This window comes from Ornithinibacter aureus (genome assembly GCF_009858245.1).
GTDB lineage: Bacteria > Actinomycetota > Actinomycetes > Actinomycetales > Dermatophilaceae > Fodinibacter > Fodinibacter aureus.
The window spans coordinates 3,326,092-3,341,658 of record NZ_VMSB01000001.1 but is presented as its reverse complement, the minus strand read 5'-3'; the positions used below and the strand labels follow the sequence as shown (position 1 = coordinate 3,341,658).

The window sequence follows — 15,567 nt, the reverse complement described above, 5'->3', positions numbered from 1 at the left end:
GCCGCACGCTGATAGCGTCGAGAACGACAACTTTCCCGCGTACGAAGGGGTACCACCGTGAGCACCACGCCCGTCAAGGTGGCCGTCACCGGCGCTGCCGGCCAGATCGGCTACAGCCTGCTGTTCCGCATCGCCAGTGGCTCGCTGTTCGGCCCCGACACTCCGGTCGAACTGCGCCTGCTCGAGATCACGCCCGCGCTCAAGGCCCTCGAGGGCGTCGTCATGGAGCTCGACGACTGCGCGTTCCCGACGCTGGCCGGCGTGCAGATCGGTGACGACGCGCGCACCGTGTTCGACGGGGTCAACCACGCCCTGCTCGTCGGCGCCCGCCCCCGCGGACCGGGCATGGAGCGCGGCGACCTGCTCGAGGCGAACGGCGGCATCTTCGCTCCCCAGGGCAAGGCACTCAACGACGTCGCCGCCGACGACATCCGCATCACGGTGACCGGCAACCCCGCGAACACCAACGCGCTCATCGCGATGAGCAACGCCCCCGACATCCCGACCGAGCGCTTCTCTGCGCTGACCCGGCTCGACCACAACCGGGCCATCTCGCAGCTCTCGGCCAAGCTCGGCGTGCCGGTCACCGAGATCAAGAAGATGACGATCTGGGGCAACCACTCGGCGACCCAGTACCCCGACCTGTTCAACGCCGAGGTCGGTGGCCGCAACGCCGCCGAGGCCGTGGGCGACCAGGACTGGCTGGCCAACACCTTCATCCCGACCGTCGCCAAGCGCGGCGCCGCCATCATCGAGGCCCGTGGGGCGTCGTCAGCGGCATCCGCCGCCTCGGCCACCGTCGACCACGCCCGCACCTGGGCGCAGGGCACCGCCGAGGGCGACTGGGTCTCCATGGCCGTGCGCTCGGACGGCTCCTACGGCGTGCAGGAGGGCATCATCTCCTCCTTCCCCGTGACGGTGACCGACGGCCAGTGGTCCATCGTGCAGGGACTGGAGATCAACGAGTTCTCGCGGACCCGCATCGACGCGACCGTGGCCGAGCTCGTCGAGGAGCGCGACGCGGTCAAGGCCCTCGGCCTGATCTGATCGATCTGAGGCCCCGGCCACCCGGCTGATCCAGCCTCACCGGCAGCGGTCTGCCGAAAGGTATGGCCCCATAGCTGCTTGCGGCGCTCAAGGGATTCCTTGAGCGCCGCAAGTAGTTCTGCAGATGTTCTTCTGGTCCGGGGCTGCGAGGACTTCAGGTCAGGGGGACATCGCGAGGAAGAGGAACGCCGCGAAGAGCGTCAGGTGCACACTGGCCTGAAGTCGGGTGGCCCTGCCCTGAACGACCGTCAGCACCGCCGTGACCACCGTGATGGCCAGCAGCACCATCTGCGTCGGCCCGAGCCCCAGGTGCAGGGGCGTCGTGATCCAGATCGACGCCACGGCCAGTGTCGGGATGGTCAGGCCGATCGAGGCCATCGCCGACCCCATCGCCAGGTTCAGCGAGGTCTGCAACCGGTCGCGGCGCGCTGCGTTCACGGCGGCCAACGTCTCGGGCAGCAGCACGAGCAGGGCGATGACGACACCGACGAACGACACGGGCAGCCCGGCGGCGATCACCCCGTCCTCGATGGCCGGCGACTCGATCTTCGCCAGCCCGACGACGGCCACGAGGGAGACCAGCAGGAACCCGAGCGAGGTGTAGGCCTCGCGCTCGGTCGGCGGGTCGGCGTGGTCGTCCTCGGTGAGGGTGACGCCCTTGCGCGAGACGGGTAGGAAGAAGTCGCGGTGGCGCACCGTCTGGGTGACGACGAAGGCAAGGTACAGCGCGAGCGAGGCGACCGCGGCGAAGGCCAGCTGGGTCGGGGTGAACTCGGGGCCGGGGGCGCTCTCGGTGACCGTCGGCAGCACGAGGCAGACGGTGGCCAAGGTGGCCACGGTCGCCAGCGCCCCACCGGTGCCCTCGGCGTTGAAGCGCACCGTGCCGAACCGGCGCGACCCGAGCAACAGCGACAGACCGAGGATGCCGTTCACGGTGATCATGACCGCGGCGAAGACCGTGTCCCGCGCCAGCGTGGCCGCCTTGTCCCCACCGGAGAGCATGAGGGTGACGATGAGGGCCACCTCGATGACGGTCACCGCGACGGCGAGCACGAGTGAACCGAAAGGCTCCCCGACCCGGTGGGCGACCACCTCGGCGTGGTGCACCGCCGCGAGCACGCTCCCGGCGAGCAAGAAGGCGATGAGGACGACGACGACCAGGTTGATCGACCGGCCCCACGACGCGGCCAGCGCCGCGAGACCGACGACCGGCATGACCTGCCAGACCCGGTTCATCACCGGGCTGGCGGCTACCGCCATCAGGAACCGCCCGCCAGTGCCTGCTCGGCGGCGAGGACGACGTTGGACAGCAGCATGGCCCGGGTCATCGGCCCGACACCTCCGGGGTTGGGGCTGACGAACCCGGCGACCTCCCACACGCTCGGGTGCACGTCACCGGCGACGATCGACTTGCCGCTCTCGACGTCCTCGATGCGCGAGACCCCGACGTCGAGCACCGCAGCCCCTGGCTTGACCATGTCTCCGGTGATGATGCCGGGCACCCCCGCGGCCGCGACGACGATGTCGGCCTGGCGCACCTCGGCGGCCAGGTCACGGGTCCCGGTGTGGCACAGCGTGACCGTGGCGTTCTCCGAACGGCGGGTGAGGATGAGCCCGAGGGGCCGCCCCACGGTGAGGCCGCGGCCCACGACGACGACCTTGGCTCCGGCGATCGGCACGTCGTAGCGGCGCAGCAGCTCGATGCACCCGACCGGCGTGCACGGCAGCGGCGCCGTCTCGCCGAGCACGAGCCACCCGAGGTTCACCGGGTGCAGGCCGTCGACGTCCTTCGTGGGGTCGACGGCCGACAGGATGGCGTTCTCGTCGAGCCCGGTCGGCTGCTGGACGATGAAGCCGGTGCACTCCGGGTCCTCGTTGAGCCCGCGCACGACCTCGAGCACCTCGTCCTGGGTCGTCCCGGAGGGCAGGTCGCGGCGGATGCTGCGGATGCCGATCTCGGCGCAGTCGCGGTGCTTGGCACCGACGTACCACTGGCTGCCCGGGTCCTCACCGACGAGCACGGTGCCGAGCCCGGGGACGACGCCCTGTTCGGCAAGGGCGGCGACGCGCGCCCGCAGCTCTCCCTTGATCGTCTCGAGGATGGCCTTGCCGTCAAGCGTCGTCGCGGTCACGGGCCAATCCTTTCACGGCCCTTCAGGCACCCGTGCCGCAAGAGCGGCAAGTGCCGCCGGGAAACACTCCGCAGGTGGGGTCACCAACCCGGCCCCGACCTGCCCGGTGCCCGCCACCCGTCCGGCCATCCCCGTGTTGATCTGGGGCAGGATGCCGGTGCGCGCCACCTTCGTCACGTCGATCGCGGTCGGCGTTCCCCGGAACCCCAGGATCGGCACCTGGTACGCCGGGTGCTCCCCCACCGTGATCTCGTACATGGTGCGCGTGGCTCGCAGCGCGAACGGCACGTCACCGCCGACGAACTTGACGATCGCCGGGGCCGCCGCCATCGCGAACCCGCCGATGCCGCCGGTCTCGGTGATCGCCGAGTCGCCGATGTCGGGGTTCGCGTCCTCCGGCCCGAACGCGCCGAGGAACAGCCCCTCCGGGGTGTTGGCCGGCCCGGTGAACCACTCATCGCCCGTCCCCGACACCTGGATGCCGAAGTCGGTGCCGTTGCGCGCCATGACGGTGACGACGCTCGACCCGGGGATCCCGGAGGCCGCCATCGTCGCGAGCTTGCAGGCCGGCATCCCGAGGTTCAGGAAGAAGTGTTCGTTCGCCCCGGAGAACCGCACCGCCTCGGCGACGTCGGACGACGCGGCATCCGCCGTGATCATCCCCGGCAGCAGTTCGCGCAGCAGCATGAGCGACCCGGCGCGGTTGCGGTTGTGCCCCTCGTCGCCCATCTGGAGCATCTGGGTGATGATCGCCCGGATGTCGATCGGCCCCGTCGAGCGCACCGCCTGCGACAGGGTCGGCCCGAGCACCCGTGTCATCCAGTGCAGCCGGTCGATGACCTCGGGCCCGTAGGCGCCGTAGCGCAGCACCTTGCCGAGCCCTTCGTTGAGCGAGCACCACGACGTCGCGTCGTGCACGTCGTCGCGCAGCACGTAGAGCCACATCGACGGGCTGACGACGCCCGCCATCGGGCCGACCCCACCGCGGTGGTGGCACGGCTCGAGGGTGAACTCCCCCGCGGCGAGCCGGTGTTCGGCGTGCTCCGCCGTGTCGGCCAGCCCCTCGAACAGCACCGCCCCGATGAGGGCGCCGCGCATCGGCCCCGACGCGCGCTCCCACGTGATCGGCGGGCCGGCGTGCAGGAAGGTGCCCCGTTCCAACCCCACGACCTCGGATGCCGGTCGCACGTCGACCAGGGTCGCCGTCGCCGAGGTCATCCGCTCCAGCGCCAGTGCGTTGGCGGCTGCCCGGCGCGGGTCACCCATGACGCGGGCGAGGTCTGCCTCGGTGCCGGCCATCGGCGGCTGCCACTGGGTGCGGCTCACCGTGACGGCCTGGTCGCTGAGGGCGTCGGCGAGCAGCGGCACCCCCGCGGTGGCGACGACGGGGTCAGCCTCGAGGAGTCCGTGCAGGGGGCGGGCGGACGTGGTCATGGGGTGCTCCTCAGCAGCGACAGGGCAGCGCGGGTGGCCGCGGCATTGGACAGGTACACGTCGGCTCCGGCCGCGGCCAGCACCTCGGCACACCTCGAGCGGTGCTGCGGGTCGCCGTCAGTTCCGGTGAGCGACACCACGACCGGCAGGGAGCGCCCGGAGGCGAGGGCGGTCGCCCGAGCCGTGCGGACGGCATCCGCCAACTCATCGGCCGGGTCGGGGTGTGCGCCGTGCCCGAGGACGAGGTCGAGCAGCAGCACGCCGCAGGTGGGGTCGAGCGCCTCGGCGGCGATCCGCTCCTGACGCAGGGTCGGGTCGATCATCGGGTGGGCGCGGCCGCGGGTCAGCCCGTCGTCACCGAAGTCGATGACGACGTGGCCGTCGTGGCGCAGGTCGGCGCCGAGCGCCAGGGCCGGGTCGTGCGGGATGTTGCTGTGGATGCCGCCCAGCTCACCCTCGGCGACCGTGATCGCCTCGTCGGCGAGGGTGCCTCCGCAGAACAGGCCACGCAGGGCGGCGCCCCGGGACAGGAGCGGGTCGTCGCCACCGCCGGCGGCAGCCCACGTTGGCCACGTCGGCACCGGCACCCCCTGGGCGACGAGGAAGGACTCGATGGATGCCGTGAGGTCGGGGCGGCCCGGCCCCAGCACCGCCCAGTGCACCTGCAGCCCCAGCTCGTCGGCGAGGGCTTCGAGGTCGGCGAGGACCGTGGCATCCGGTGGTTTGGAGACGACGATGACCCGATCGGTCGCCGGGTCTGCTGCGAGTGCGTGCAGCGCCTGCCGGGTCGAGCGCCCACCGACGGCCGCCGTGAGGTCACGGCCGCCGACGCCGAGGCAGTGCGAGATGCCGACACCGGCCGCGTCGAGCAGGCACATGACCTGTTGGGCGCCGGTCCCCGACGCGGCGACGATGCCGACCGAGCCGGGGCGCACGACGTTGGCGAACCCGAGGGCGACCCCGCCGATGTGGGCGGTGCCGCAGTCGGGCCCCATGACGAGCACGTCAGCGGCGGCGGCGGCATCCTTGAGGTGCACCTCGTCCTCGACGGACACGTTGTCGGAGAAGAGCATCACCGACAGGCCGGAGGTGATGGCGTCGAAGGCCTCGGTGACGGCGTGCTGGCCCGGTACCGAGATGACGGCCAGCGTGGCGTCCACCCTGGCCGCGGCCGAGCCGAGGGTGCGCGGGGCGACCGTGTCGTCGCCACCACCGGAGTCGCTCGTCGCCCGCAGCGCCGCGAGCGCGTCGGCGACGGCCGCGAGACCCGCCGCCACGGCATCCGGGGTGTCGGTGCGCAGGGCGATGACGAGGTCGTTCGGGCCGGCCTCGGCCGGGACGTCGAACCCCATGGAGGTGAGCACGTCGACGTTGAGCTCGGTGGCCATGGCGACCTGCGCGGCCTGCACGCCCGCAGTGCCGGCGACGACCCTCGAGACCTGCATGAGGCTGACCGAGTCGTGGTAGGCGCCGGTTCTCAGTTCGACGTGGGTGCTCATGCGGCGCTCCATCCGGTGGGGGTGGTGTGGGAGGTGCTGGTGGGGGTCTGGCCCAGGTGGCCCAGTTGACGCAGGGGGCGCAGGTGGCGCAGGGCGGCGGAGACACCGATGACCAGGTCGGCGCCGGAGGTGTGGCCGATGGCGAGCACCGCCGGAAGGGCCCGGGCCACAGCGGCTGGGTCACCGGCCACGGCGGCGTCGACGAGGGCGACGACGGTGGCGGCTGCGTAGCCGTCGGCCGCGGCGTGCAGGAGCGCGGCGGACACCGCGGTCGTCGACGTCAGGAGTGCGCGCACGGCCTCAGCCACCTCCCCGGCCACGCCGTGGGCGTGTGCCACGAGCAGGATGCCGGCGAGCGCGTCGTCACCGGCAGGGGTCAGGCCCGGCCCGCGACCGATGAGGGCGGCGACGCAGCGTTCCGCCTGCGCTCGGGTGGGGCGGTCGCTGGAGTGCACGTGGCTGGAGTGCACGTGGCTGGAGTGCAATGAGTGCTGGTCATGGGTGACGGGCCGCACCCGGGCGGGGCGCCAGGTGCGCACGGCCGCGATGTCGCAGCCCGGCAGCCGGATCAGCCCCTCCCCCACGAGCACGGCGTCACCAGCGGCAAGCCCGCGCCACGGGGCGACGGCCGAGGCCACGGCGAGCCGAACGGCGGTCGCGAGCGGCACGGCATCCGCGGTGACGACCGGCACCACGGCGCCGGCGACGTCCAGGTACAGCCCGGGGGCGTGGGACCCCAGCACGGTGGCCCGCACCAACGGACCGCGCACGAGGTCGGCGCTGAGGGCGGAGACCGCCCCGGGCACCCGCTGTCGCGACGGGCCCACGGCGAGGCCCCTGTGACCTGAACCGGCAGAGAACGGCATACGGCGACGCTAGCGACGGGTCTACAGTGGCCGGATGGTCATTGTTGACAACGATCGGCCGCGAGACGCACAGACCTTGCCATCGTCCGCCGACACCCTCCCGCAGGACTCTGCCGCGCGCGTCCGGACCCTCGAGCAGGTCGTCGCCCACCAGGCCGCCCTCCTCGAGCGCGAGGACGAGGTGCACCGCATCCTCGTCCGGGTGGTCCTCGCCGGCGGGTCCCTCCACGACGTGTGTGACGCCGTCGCCGGGTTCTTCGGTGGCGCGGCGCTCGTGACCACCACCGACGGTCGCGTGCTCGCCATCGCCGGCGACGAGAGCGAGGTCGAGCGGGTGCGTGCCCTCCCCTGCTTCGACCGCACCGGGCGCCTGCTCGTCGAGTCCGAACCCGTCGGCGAGCGCGACGGCACCACGACCGGGGCCGAACCCACCCGCGCCCTGGTCAAGATCGTCGCCGGCGGTTCCGACCACGGGTTGCTCGGCGCCTTCTCCCCCGACGCCGCCCTCACCCCCACCGACGTGCACATGCTCGAACGTGCCGCGACCGTCGCCGCCCTGGCCATCACCAAGGAGCAGGCGGTCGCCGCCGTCGAGGGCAAGTACCGGGCCGAGTTCCTGCGCGACGCCCTCGCCGGTCGCGCCGGGGAGTCGGGGGATGCCGTGTCGCACGCCGCGTCCCTGGGCTGGAACCTCGCGCGGCCGGTCGTCGTCGTCGTGGCCGAGACCGACGAGAACGACGAACAGACCACCCGCTCCCCCGAGGAGGTCCGGGGCCTGCAGGAACGCTTCGTGCGGGCGTGGGTGCAGGCCGTGCGCGCGCGCGACGCGAGCGTGCCCGTCGCGGGCTTCAGCCAGGAGGTCGTCGCCCTGCTCCCGGCCGACCCCACGGCATCCGCGGATGCCGTGATGCGGACCGTCGCGGACATCGCCAAGGTGGTGCGCGGCGACGGCGGTGGCGGCCGGCGCAGCTTCTCGACCGGGGTGTCGCGACCGATCACGTCGGTGGGTGACCTGCCGGCCGCCTACGCCGAGGCCCGCAAGGCGGTGCACGTCGGGCGACAGATGCACGGGGAGTCGGCCCTGACCCACTTCGACGCGTTGGGCATCTACCGCCTGCTCGCCCTCATCCCCGACGGGGCCGACCTGCGCCGGTTCGTCGACGAGTCCCTCGGCGAGCTCGCCACCGACGACTCCCCGGAGAACGAGGACCTGCGCCGCACCCTGAGCGTGCTCATCGACACCAACATCAACGTCGCCGAGACCGCCCGGCAGCTGTTCTTCCACTACAACACGCTGCGCTACCGGATCGCCAAGCTCGAGCGGATGCTCGGCCCGTTCACCACCGATGCCCAGCTGCGGCTCACCCTCGCCCTGGCCCTGCGGATCCACCAGATGCGCGGCATCTGAGGGCACCTGCGCACGATTGCCATGCATCACGGCATCCGGCTGTCAATGATTGCCGAGCATGTCGCGCACGGGGGGTCACTACCTTGCCTGTATCACTGCTAGGTGAGCCGCGTCACTGGTGCCGCGGTCAGACAAGGGAGGTCCCCGCTCATGGCACTCGGTCTCGGTTGGAAGGTCAAGGACGCCGCTGAGGTGGCGGCCGGGGGCGTCGTCGCCCCCGACGAACGCCTCTCGTGGGGCAAGACGGTCGGTCTGGGCGCGCAGCACGTCGTCGCCATGTTCGGGGCGACGTTCGTCTTCCCACTCGTCATGGGCCTGAACGCCCAGCTCGCGATCATGATGAGCGGCATCGCGACGATCCTGTTCCTCCTCATCGTGCAGGGCAAGGTCCCCAGCTACCTCGGCACCTCGGCGGCCTTCGTCGGTGCCGTGGCCGCGATCCGGGCCCAGGAGGGCGCGACGAGCGCGGACGTCACCGGCGCCATCCTCGTCGCCGGCCTCGTGCTGGCGGCCGTGGGCCTGCTCATCCACGTCGCCGGCCCCTCGGTCCTGCACAAGGCGCTGCCGCCGGCGGTCACCGGTGCGGTCGTCATGCTCATCGGCTTCAACCTCGCCCCGGTCGTCGCGAACATCTACTGGCCCCAGGACCAGTGGGTCGCCTTCGCGACGATGCTCTTCACGGTGGTCGTCGCGGTCGCGTTCCGCGGCTTCATCGGCCGGATCGCGATCTTCCTCGCGCTGATCTTCGGCACGGCGCTGTCCTGGCTGCTCGACACCGCGACGGGCCCGATCACCTCCGTGCTCGGCGGAGCCACCGAGGCCACCGAGCACCTGCGGTGGAACACCGCCGGGCTCGGTGACGCCGCCTGGTTCGGGCTGCCCGCCAAGACGATGATGGGCGCCGACGGCAAGGAGATCGTCGGGTGGCACCTCCCGAGCTTCTCGATGACGGCCATCATCCTCGTCATCCCCGCGGTCATCGCCCTGGTCGCGGAGAACACCGGCCACGTCAAGGCCGTCGCCGAGATGACCGGCCACGACCTCGACCCCGTCATGGGTCGCGCCATCGCCGGTGACGGCATCGGCACCGCCGTCGCCGCGACCTTCGGTGGCTCCCCGACGACGACCTACGCCGAGAACATCGGTGTCATGGCGGCGACCCGGGTCTACTCCACCGCCGCCTACTACGTGGCCGCGGCGGTCGCGATCCTGTTCGGTCTCTCCCCGAAGTTCGGCGCCCTCGTGGCCTCCATCCCCGGTGGCGTCCTCGGCGGCATCACGGTCGTCCTCTACGGCATGATCGGCCTGCTCGGCGCCAAGATCTGGAAGGAGAACGGGGTCGACTTCGCGAACCCGATCAACCTCGTGCCGCTCGCCGCGGGCATCGTCATCGGCATCGGCGACGTCAAGATGCAGATCAGCGACGACTTCACCCTGAGCGGCATCGCCCTCGGCACCATCGTCGCGATCGCCGGCTACCACCTGGCCCGCTCGATCGCCCCGTCCGAGCTGCGCGAGCACGCGGACGGCACGGCGCTGGCCGTCGGGGACTACGTCTACGGTGACGCGGACCAGATCGACGACCTCTACCAGGACGGCTACCCGGGCTCCACCGACCGGAAGTAGCCCCAACGACCACCCCGCCCGGGTCGACCCCTCGAGCACCCGGGCGGGGTGCCCCTTTTCCCACCACCCCTCGACAGGCAGGATCGACCAGGTGAAACCCGGACCGTTCGTGCACCACGCCCCCACCACCGTCGACGAGGCCGTCGCCGTGCTCGGCGAGGTCGGCCACGACGGCAAGGTCCTCGCCGGCGGCCAGAGCCTCATCCCGGTGCTGTCGATGCGCCTGGCCACCCCGGGCCACCTCGTCGACATCAACGGCGTGGCCGGGTTGGATGCCGTGCACGTCACCGACACCGCGGTGCGCATCGGTGCGCTCGTCCGCCACGCCGGGCTCGAGCAGCACGACGAGGCCGCCACCGCCCTGCCCCTGCTGCGCCAGGCCCTGCGCAACGTCGCCCACCCGGCGATCCGCAACCGCGGCACCACCGTCGGCTCGATCGCCCACGCCGACCCGGCCGGCGAGATGCCCTCCGTGCTCGTGCTGACCGACGGTGTCCTCGAGGCGGTCGGGCCCGGTGGCCGCCGCGAGATCGCCGCGACCGACTTCTTCCTCGGCCCGCTCGAGACGACCCTGGCCGAGGACGAGCTCGTCGAGGCGGTGCGCTTCACCCGGTTCGCCCCCGCCACCCGCACGGCCTTCCTCGAGTCCAGCCGCCGCCACGGCGACTACGCCCTGGCGGGGGTGGCCGTGGCCGTCGACGTCGCGGACGGTGTCGTGGTCGGCGCCCGCGCGGGCTTCGTGTCCGTGACGCCCGTGCCGTCGGTGCTCGACCTGACCCCGGTGCTCGGCGGCTGGGATGCCGGGGCACCGGTGCCCGACGAGGTCACCGACGCCGTGCGCGAGTTCGTCGACCCCGAGGGCGACATCCACGCCACCGCCGACTACCGCCGGATGCTCGCGGCCGAGCTCACCCGCCGCGCCCTGGCGACGGCCACCCAGCCGACACCCGCAGCCGACCCGGCATCCACCACCGCCCACGAGTCCGTCGCATGAGCGAGCAGACGACCGACACGCCCCCCGAGCAGCTGCTGCGCATCAGCCTGCGCGTCAACGGGGTGACGCGCACGGCATCCGCCCCCGCCCGCCGCCTGCTGTCGGACTTCCTGCGCCACGACCTCGGCCTCACCGGCACCCACGTCGGCTGCGAGCACGGCGTGTGCGGGGCGTGCACGGTGCTCGTCGACGGGCAGCCGGTGCGCGCGTGCCTGATGTTCGCCGTCAGCGCGCAACGCCACGAGGTGACGACGATCGAGGGCATCGGCAACGACCCCGAGAACCTCAGCCCGGTGCAGCAGGCCTTCACCGAGTGCCACGCCCTTCAGTGCGGGTTCTGCACCCCCGGGTTCGTCACGACGATCACCGCCTACCTCGAGGACAACCCCGACCCCACCCCCGAGCAGGCCCGCGAGGCGATCTCGGGCAACCTGTGCCGCTGCACGGGGTACCAGAACATCGTGTCGGCGGTCTGCCGCGCCGCCGAGATCCGCCGAGACCGCTCGGACCGTACCGAGATCGACCAATTGGTCGATCTCGGTACGCCCGACGGCGAGGGCGGGAGCCGCGCATGAGCACGCGTCAGTTCGGCGAGCGCGTCCAGCGCCGCGAGGACCCCCGCCTGCTCACCGGCAACGGTCGCTACCTCGACGACCTCGGGCTCGGGGCACTGAGCGCCGCGTTCGTGCGCAGCCCGCACGCCCACGCCCGGATCGTCGACATCGACATCGACGACGCGTGGGAGGTCGACGGCGTCGAGGCGATCTACACGTGGGAGGACCTCACCGGCCGGGTCGCCGAGCCGTTGCCGGTGCTCATCCCCCACCCGGCGCTCACCCACCCGCGCACCGGGTACTGCCTGGCCAAGGACGAGGTCAACCACGTCGGCGAGGCGGTCGTCATGGTCATCGCCCGCGACCGCTACCTCGCCGAGGACGCCGCCCAGCGCATCCGGGTGACCTACGAGAGCCTTCCCGTCGTCGTCGGGGTCGAGGCCGCCCGCGCCGCGCAGACCCTCGTGCACGACGACGCCCCCGGCAACATCGCCGCCCACCTGCTCCAGGAGGTCGGTGACGTCACGGCCGCGATGGAAGCCGCGCCGAACACCCTCACCATCGACCTCGAGATCGAGCGCAGCGCGTGCATGCCGATGGAGGGCAAGGGCGTCTTCGCCCGCTGGGACGCCGACGAGGGCTCACTGCGCATCTACTCCTCGACGCAGACCTCCACCGGCGTGCGGGCGGCCGTGGCCGCCAAGCTGGGGATGCCGCTCGCCAAGGTCGAGTGCATCGCCCCCGACGTGGGCGGCGGGTTCGGCGTGAAGATCATGCACCCGTGGCCCGAGGAGGTCCTCGTCCCGTGGGCGGCCCGGTTGCTCGGCCGCGACGTGAAGTGGACCGAGGACCGCCGCGAGCACTTCATCTCCAGCTCCCACGAGCGCGGGCAGCTTCAGCAGGTCACCGTCGGCTTCGACGACGATGGCCACCTGCTCGCCCTCGACGTGCAGTTCTGGCACGACAACGGTGCCTACACCCCGTACGGCATCATCGTCCCGATCATCACGGCCACCCAGCTGCTCGGCCCGTACAAGCCCGGCGCCTACCGGGTGGAGTTCTGGTCCCTGTTCACCAACACCGTCCTGGTGACGCCGTACCGGGGCGCCGGCCGCCCGCAGGGTTGCTACGCGATGGAACGCACGATGGATGCCGTCGCGGCGCACCTGGGCATCGACCGGGCCGAGGTTCGAGCGCGCAACTTCATCCAGCCCGAGGAGATGCCCTACGACCACGGGCTGATGTTCCAGGACGGGCGGCCGCTGAAGTACGACTCCGGCGACTTCCCGGCATCCCTGGCCAAGCTCAAGGCCCTCGTCGGCTGGGACGACTTCGCGGCCTACCGCGAGGAGGCCGCCGCGCAGGGGCGTCGGGTCGGGCTCGGGATCGGCTGCTACGTCGAGGGCACCGGGGTCGGGCCCTACGAGGGCGGGCACGTGCACGTCGAGACCAGTGGCCGGGTCAATGTCGCCACCGGCCTGACCACCCAGGGCCAAGGCCACCAGACGGTGCTCGCGCAGATCGTCGCCGACGAGCTCGGCGTGCGGATCGAGGACGTGCACGTCACCACCGGTGACACCCGGCGGATGGCCTACGCCGTCGGCACCTTCGCCTCGCGCGGGGCGGTGATGTCCGGCAACGCCGTGGCGCTGGCCGCCAAGGCGGTGCGGGCCAAGGCGCTGCGGATCGCCGCCGACGCCCTCGAGGTGTCGGCCGACGACCTGCAGATCGAGGACGGCGTCATCTCGGTCAAGGGCGCACCCGGCACCTCGATCGCCCTGTCGACCGTGGCCGTGCTCTCCAACCCGCTGCGGTACGCGTTCGACGAGTCGTCCAAGGCGGCGACCCAGTTCGCCGGCACCTTCGACCCCGACAAGCCGCCGGTTGCCGACGACGAGGAACCGGGGCTCGAGGGGCAGGACTTCTACTCCCCCACCCAGGCCACCTTCGCCAACGGCATGCACGCGGCGATCGTCGAGACCGACCCGGTGACCGCCGAGATCCGCATCCTGCGGTACTGCGTCATCCACGACTGCGGGGTCATGATCAACCCGATGATCGTCGAGGGGCAGGTGCACGGCGGCGTCGCCCAGGGCGTCGGTGGTGCCCTCTACGAGCGGATGGCCTACGACGAGTCCGGCCAGCTGCTCAACGCCTCGTTCATGGACTTCCTCATGCCCTACGCCTCCGAGGTCCCGCACGTCGAGACCGACCACCTCGAGACGCCGAGCCCCCTCAACCCGCTCGGCCTGAAGGGCGCCGGGGAGGCGGGCACGATCCCCGTCACCGCGGTCATCGCCTCGGCGATCGAGGACGCCGAGGGGTTCCCCGTGCGGTCCATGCCGATCAGCCCGTCCGAGTTGTGGGAGCTGCGGCGCATGCACGCCCAGTCCCCCGTCCCCGTTCCTGCGCAGGAAGGTTCACGATGAAGATCTCCGGTGGTTCGACCCTCGACGCACCCGTCGAGCAGGTGTGGGAGGCCATCCAGGACCCAGCCGTGCTCGCCCGCTGCATCCCCGGGTGCGAGGCGCTGCGCACCGTCGGTGAGGACCGCTACGCGATGTCGGTCACCGCCGGGGTCGCCGCGATCAAGGGCACCTACGCCGGGGAGGTGTCCCTCCACGACAAGGTCGCGCCGAGCTCGCTGCGGCTGAAGGCCACCGGGGCCGGCGCCCCGGGAACGATCGACGCGACGGTCATGGTGCACTTCGCACCCTCGGCCGGTGGCGGCACCGACCTCACCTACGACGCCGACGCCTCGGTGGGCGGCGCCATCGGTGGCGTCGGGCAGCGGATGCTGGCCGGGGTCACGAAGAAGATGGCCGGACAGTTCTTCACCGCGCTCGACCAGGACATCGCCGGGGTGCTCGTGCCAGCGGAGGCGACGACCGCGCTCGGTGCGCCGGTCGCGGGAGGTGCGCCGACGGCATCCGGTGTGTCGGCAGCAGCCGAGGGAGTCTTCCCGGGGCGCCAGGCGACGGCCAACGCCAACGCCTCCATCTCGATGGACAGCGCCACGACCTTCGGCGCGGGCGCGCTCGTCGGTGGGTTGCTCGTCGCGATCGGCGTGCTCATCGGCAGCAGGCTCGGGCGGCGTCACTGATGCGCGCCTTCACCGCGGCTGCCGTCCAGCTCGCGCCGGCGCCGGGGCCGCTGACGCCCGAGTCGGTGGCGGCCAACCTCGAGCGACTCGTCGACATCACCCGGCGCTGTCATGCCGCCACGGGCGCCGAGCTCATCGTGCTGCCGGAGTCGGCGACGACGGGGTTCACACCCGGGTGCTCGATCGGGCAGCTCTGGGAGCTGATGTCGGACCTGCCCGGGCCGGTCATCGACCCGCTGCGCGCCGTGGCCGCCGAGCTGGGCGTGCACCTCGTGGCGGGCACGTACGAGCGCGGCCCGACGCCCGAGATCGTCTACAACTCCTCGGTGCTGGTCGACCCGGCCGGCGAGCTGCTCGGGGTGTACCGCAAGACGCACCCGTTCTGCTCCGAGGCCGTCAGCGGCGGGGGCTGGGTCACGCCCGGCGACACGGTCACCGTGTGCGACACCGACCTCGGCCGGATCGGCATGATCATCTGCTTCGACGGCGACTACCCCGAGCTGTCGAGGATCCAGGCGGTGAAGGGGGCCGAGGTCATCGCCCGGCCGTCGGCCCTGCTGCGCTCGGCCGACATCTGGGAGCTCACGTCGCGGGCGCGGGCCTACGACAACCACGTCTACGTCATCGGCGCCAACGCCATCGGGGCCGACCCGGCGGGGGTGCTCTACTTCGGCAACTCGCACATCGTCACCCCGGTCGGGCACATCGTCGCCAAGGCGGCGACCCACGAGGGCTGGGTCTCGGCCCGGCTCGACCCCGCCGACGCGTTGGCCTCGCTGACCCCGGGATCGAACATCGGGCAGGGGTTCGACCACCTGCGCGACCGCAACCTCGACCTCATCCGGCGACACCGGGCCGAGCTCGAAGGGCCTGCGGAGACGTCGTTCCCGCACGCCTGAACCCT

General features: G+C 72.0%; 13 protein-coding genes. 8 read left to right on the top strand and 5 right to left on the bottom strand.

Annotation, left to right across the window (positions count from 1 at the left end; translation table 11 throughout):
* The first annotated feature begins 57 nt into the window (after positions 1-57).
* Positions 58-1,047, top strand: coding sequence for a malate dehydrogenase (locus C8E84_RS15955; RefSeq protein WP_159903690.1), 990 nt, complete (start codon positions 58-60; stop codon positions 1,045-1,047).
* A gap of 159 nt (positions 1,048-1,206) precedes the next feature.
* Here the strand turns inward: C8E84_RS15955 and C8E84_RS15950 are convergent, their stop codons facing one another.
* Genes C8E84_RS15950 through C8E84_RS15930 form a run of 5 tightly spaced genes read right to left on the bottom strand, consistent with a single transcriptional unit; the run spans position 1,207 to position 6,939 of the window.
* Positions 1,207-2,307: a calcium:cation antiporter gene (locus tag C8E84_RS15950; protein ID WP_246196983.1), complete on the bottom strand. Its 1,101-nt coding sequence runs from the start codon at positions 2,305-2,307 to the stop codon at positions 1,207-1,209.
* Positions 2,307-3,179, bottom strand: a complete 873-nt coding sequence (locus tag C8E84_RS15945; RefSeq protein WP_159903688.1) for a bifunctional methylenetetrahydrofolate dehydrogenase/methenyltetrahydrofolate cyclohydrolase — start codon at positions 3,177-3,179, stop codon at positions 2,307-2,309. The genes C8E84_RS15950 and C8E84_RS15945 overlap by 1 nt, the downstream gene beginning before the upstream one ends.
* A gap of 12 nt (positions 3,180-3,191) precedes the next feature.
* Positions 3,192-4,613, bottom strand: coding sequence for a YlbE family protein (locus C8E84_RS18255; protein WP_159903686.1), 1,422 nt, complete (start codon positions 4,611-4,613; stop codon positions 3,192-3,194).
* Positions 4,610-6,112, bottom strand: a complete 1,503-nt coding sequence (locus tag C8E84_RS18250) for an AllF/FdrA family protein (protein ID WP_159903684.1) — start codon at positions 6,110-6,112, stop codon at positions 4,610-4,612. The genes C8E84_RS18255 and C8E84_RS18250 overlap by 4 nt, the downstream gene beginning before the upstream one ends.
* The gene (locus C8E84_RS15930) at positions 6,109-6,939 is read right to left on the bottom strand and encodes an oxamate carbamoyltransferase subunit AllH family protein (RefSeq protein WP_159903682.1); all 831 of its coding nucleotides are present in this window, start codon (positions 6,937-6,939) and stop codon (positions 6,109-6,111) included. Before C8E84_RS15930 ends, C8E84_RS18250 begins: the two co-directional genes overlap by 4 nt.
* 73 nt (positions 6,940-7,012) lie before the next feature.
* On the opposite strand from C8E84_RS15930, the gene C8E84_RS15925 reads away from it, so the two are divergent.
* The 7 genes from C8E84_RS15925 (at position 7,013) to C8E84_RS15895 (ending at position 15,562) form a co-directional block, all read left to right on the top strand.
* Complete coding sequence (locus C8E84_RS15925; RefSeq protein ID WP_159903680.1) at positions 7,013-8,386, top strand: PucR family transcriptional regulator; 1,374 nt, start codon at positions 7,013-7,015, stop codon at positions 8,384-8,386.
* Between the two features lie 150 nt (positions 8,387-8,536).
* On the top strand, positions 8,537-10,012 hold the full coding sequence (locus C8E84_RS15920; protein ID WP_159903678.1) for a uracil-xanthine permease family protein: 1,476 nt from the start codon (positions 8,537-8,539) through the stop codon (positions 10,010-10,012).
* Between the two features lie 91 nt (positions 10,013-10,103).
* Positions 10,104-11,006 (top strand): FAD binding domain-containing protein, encoded by a 903-nt coding sequence (locus tag C8E84_RS15915; protein ID WP_159903676.1) that lies wholly within the window; start codon positions 10,104-10,106, stop codon positions 11,004-11,006.
* Positions 11,003-11,581, top strand: coding sequence for a (2Fe-2S)-binding protein (locus tag C8E84_RS15910; RefSeq protein WP_159903674.1), 579 nt, complete (start codon positions 11,003-11,005; stop codon positions 11,579-11,581). Before C8E84_RS15915 ends, C8E84_RS15910 begins: the two co-directional genes overlap by 4 nt.
* Entirely contained in the window at positions 11,578-13,989 is a 2,412-nt protein-coding gene (gene cutA / locus C8E84_RS15905) for an aerobic carbon-monoxide dehydrogenase large subunit (protein WP_159903672.1), read from the top strand. The genes C8E84_RS15910 and cutA overlap by 4 nt, the downstream gene beginning before the upstream one ends.
* The gene (locus C8E84_RS15900) at positions 13,986-14,663 is read left to right on the top strand and encodes an SRPBCC family protein (RefSeq protein WP_159903670.1); all 678 of its coding nucleotides are present in this window, start codon (positions 13,986-13,988) and stop codon (positions 14,661-14,663) included. The genes cutA and C8E84_RS15900 overlap by 4 nt, the downstream gene beginning before the upstream one ends.
* Complete coding sequence (locus C8E84_RS15895) at positions 14,663-15,562, top strand: carbon-nitrogen hydrolase family protein (RefSeq protein WP_159903668.1); 900 nt, start codon at positions 14,663-14,665, stop codon at positions 15,560-15,562. The genes C8E84_RS15900 and C8E84_RS15895 overlap by 1 nt, the downstream gene beginning before the upstream one ends.
* Positions 15,563-15,567: the final 5 nt, after the last annotated feature.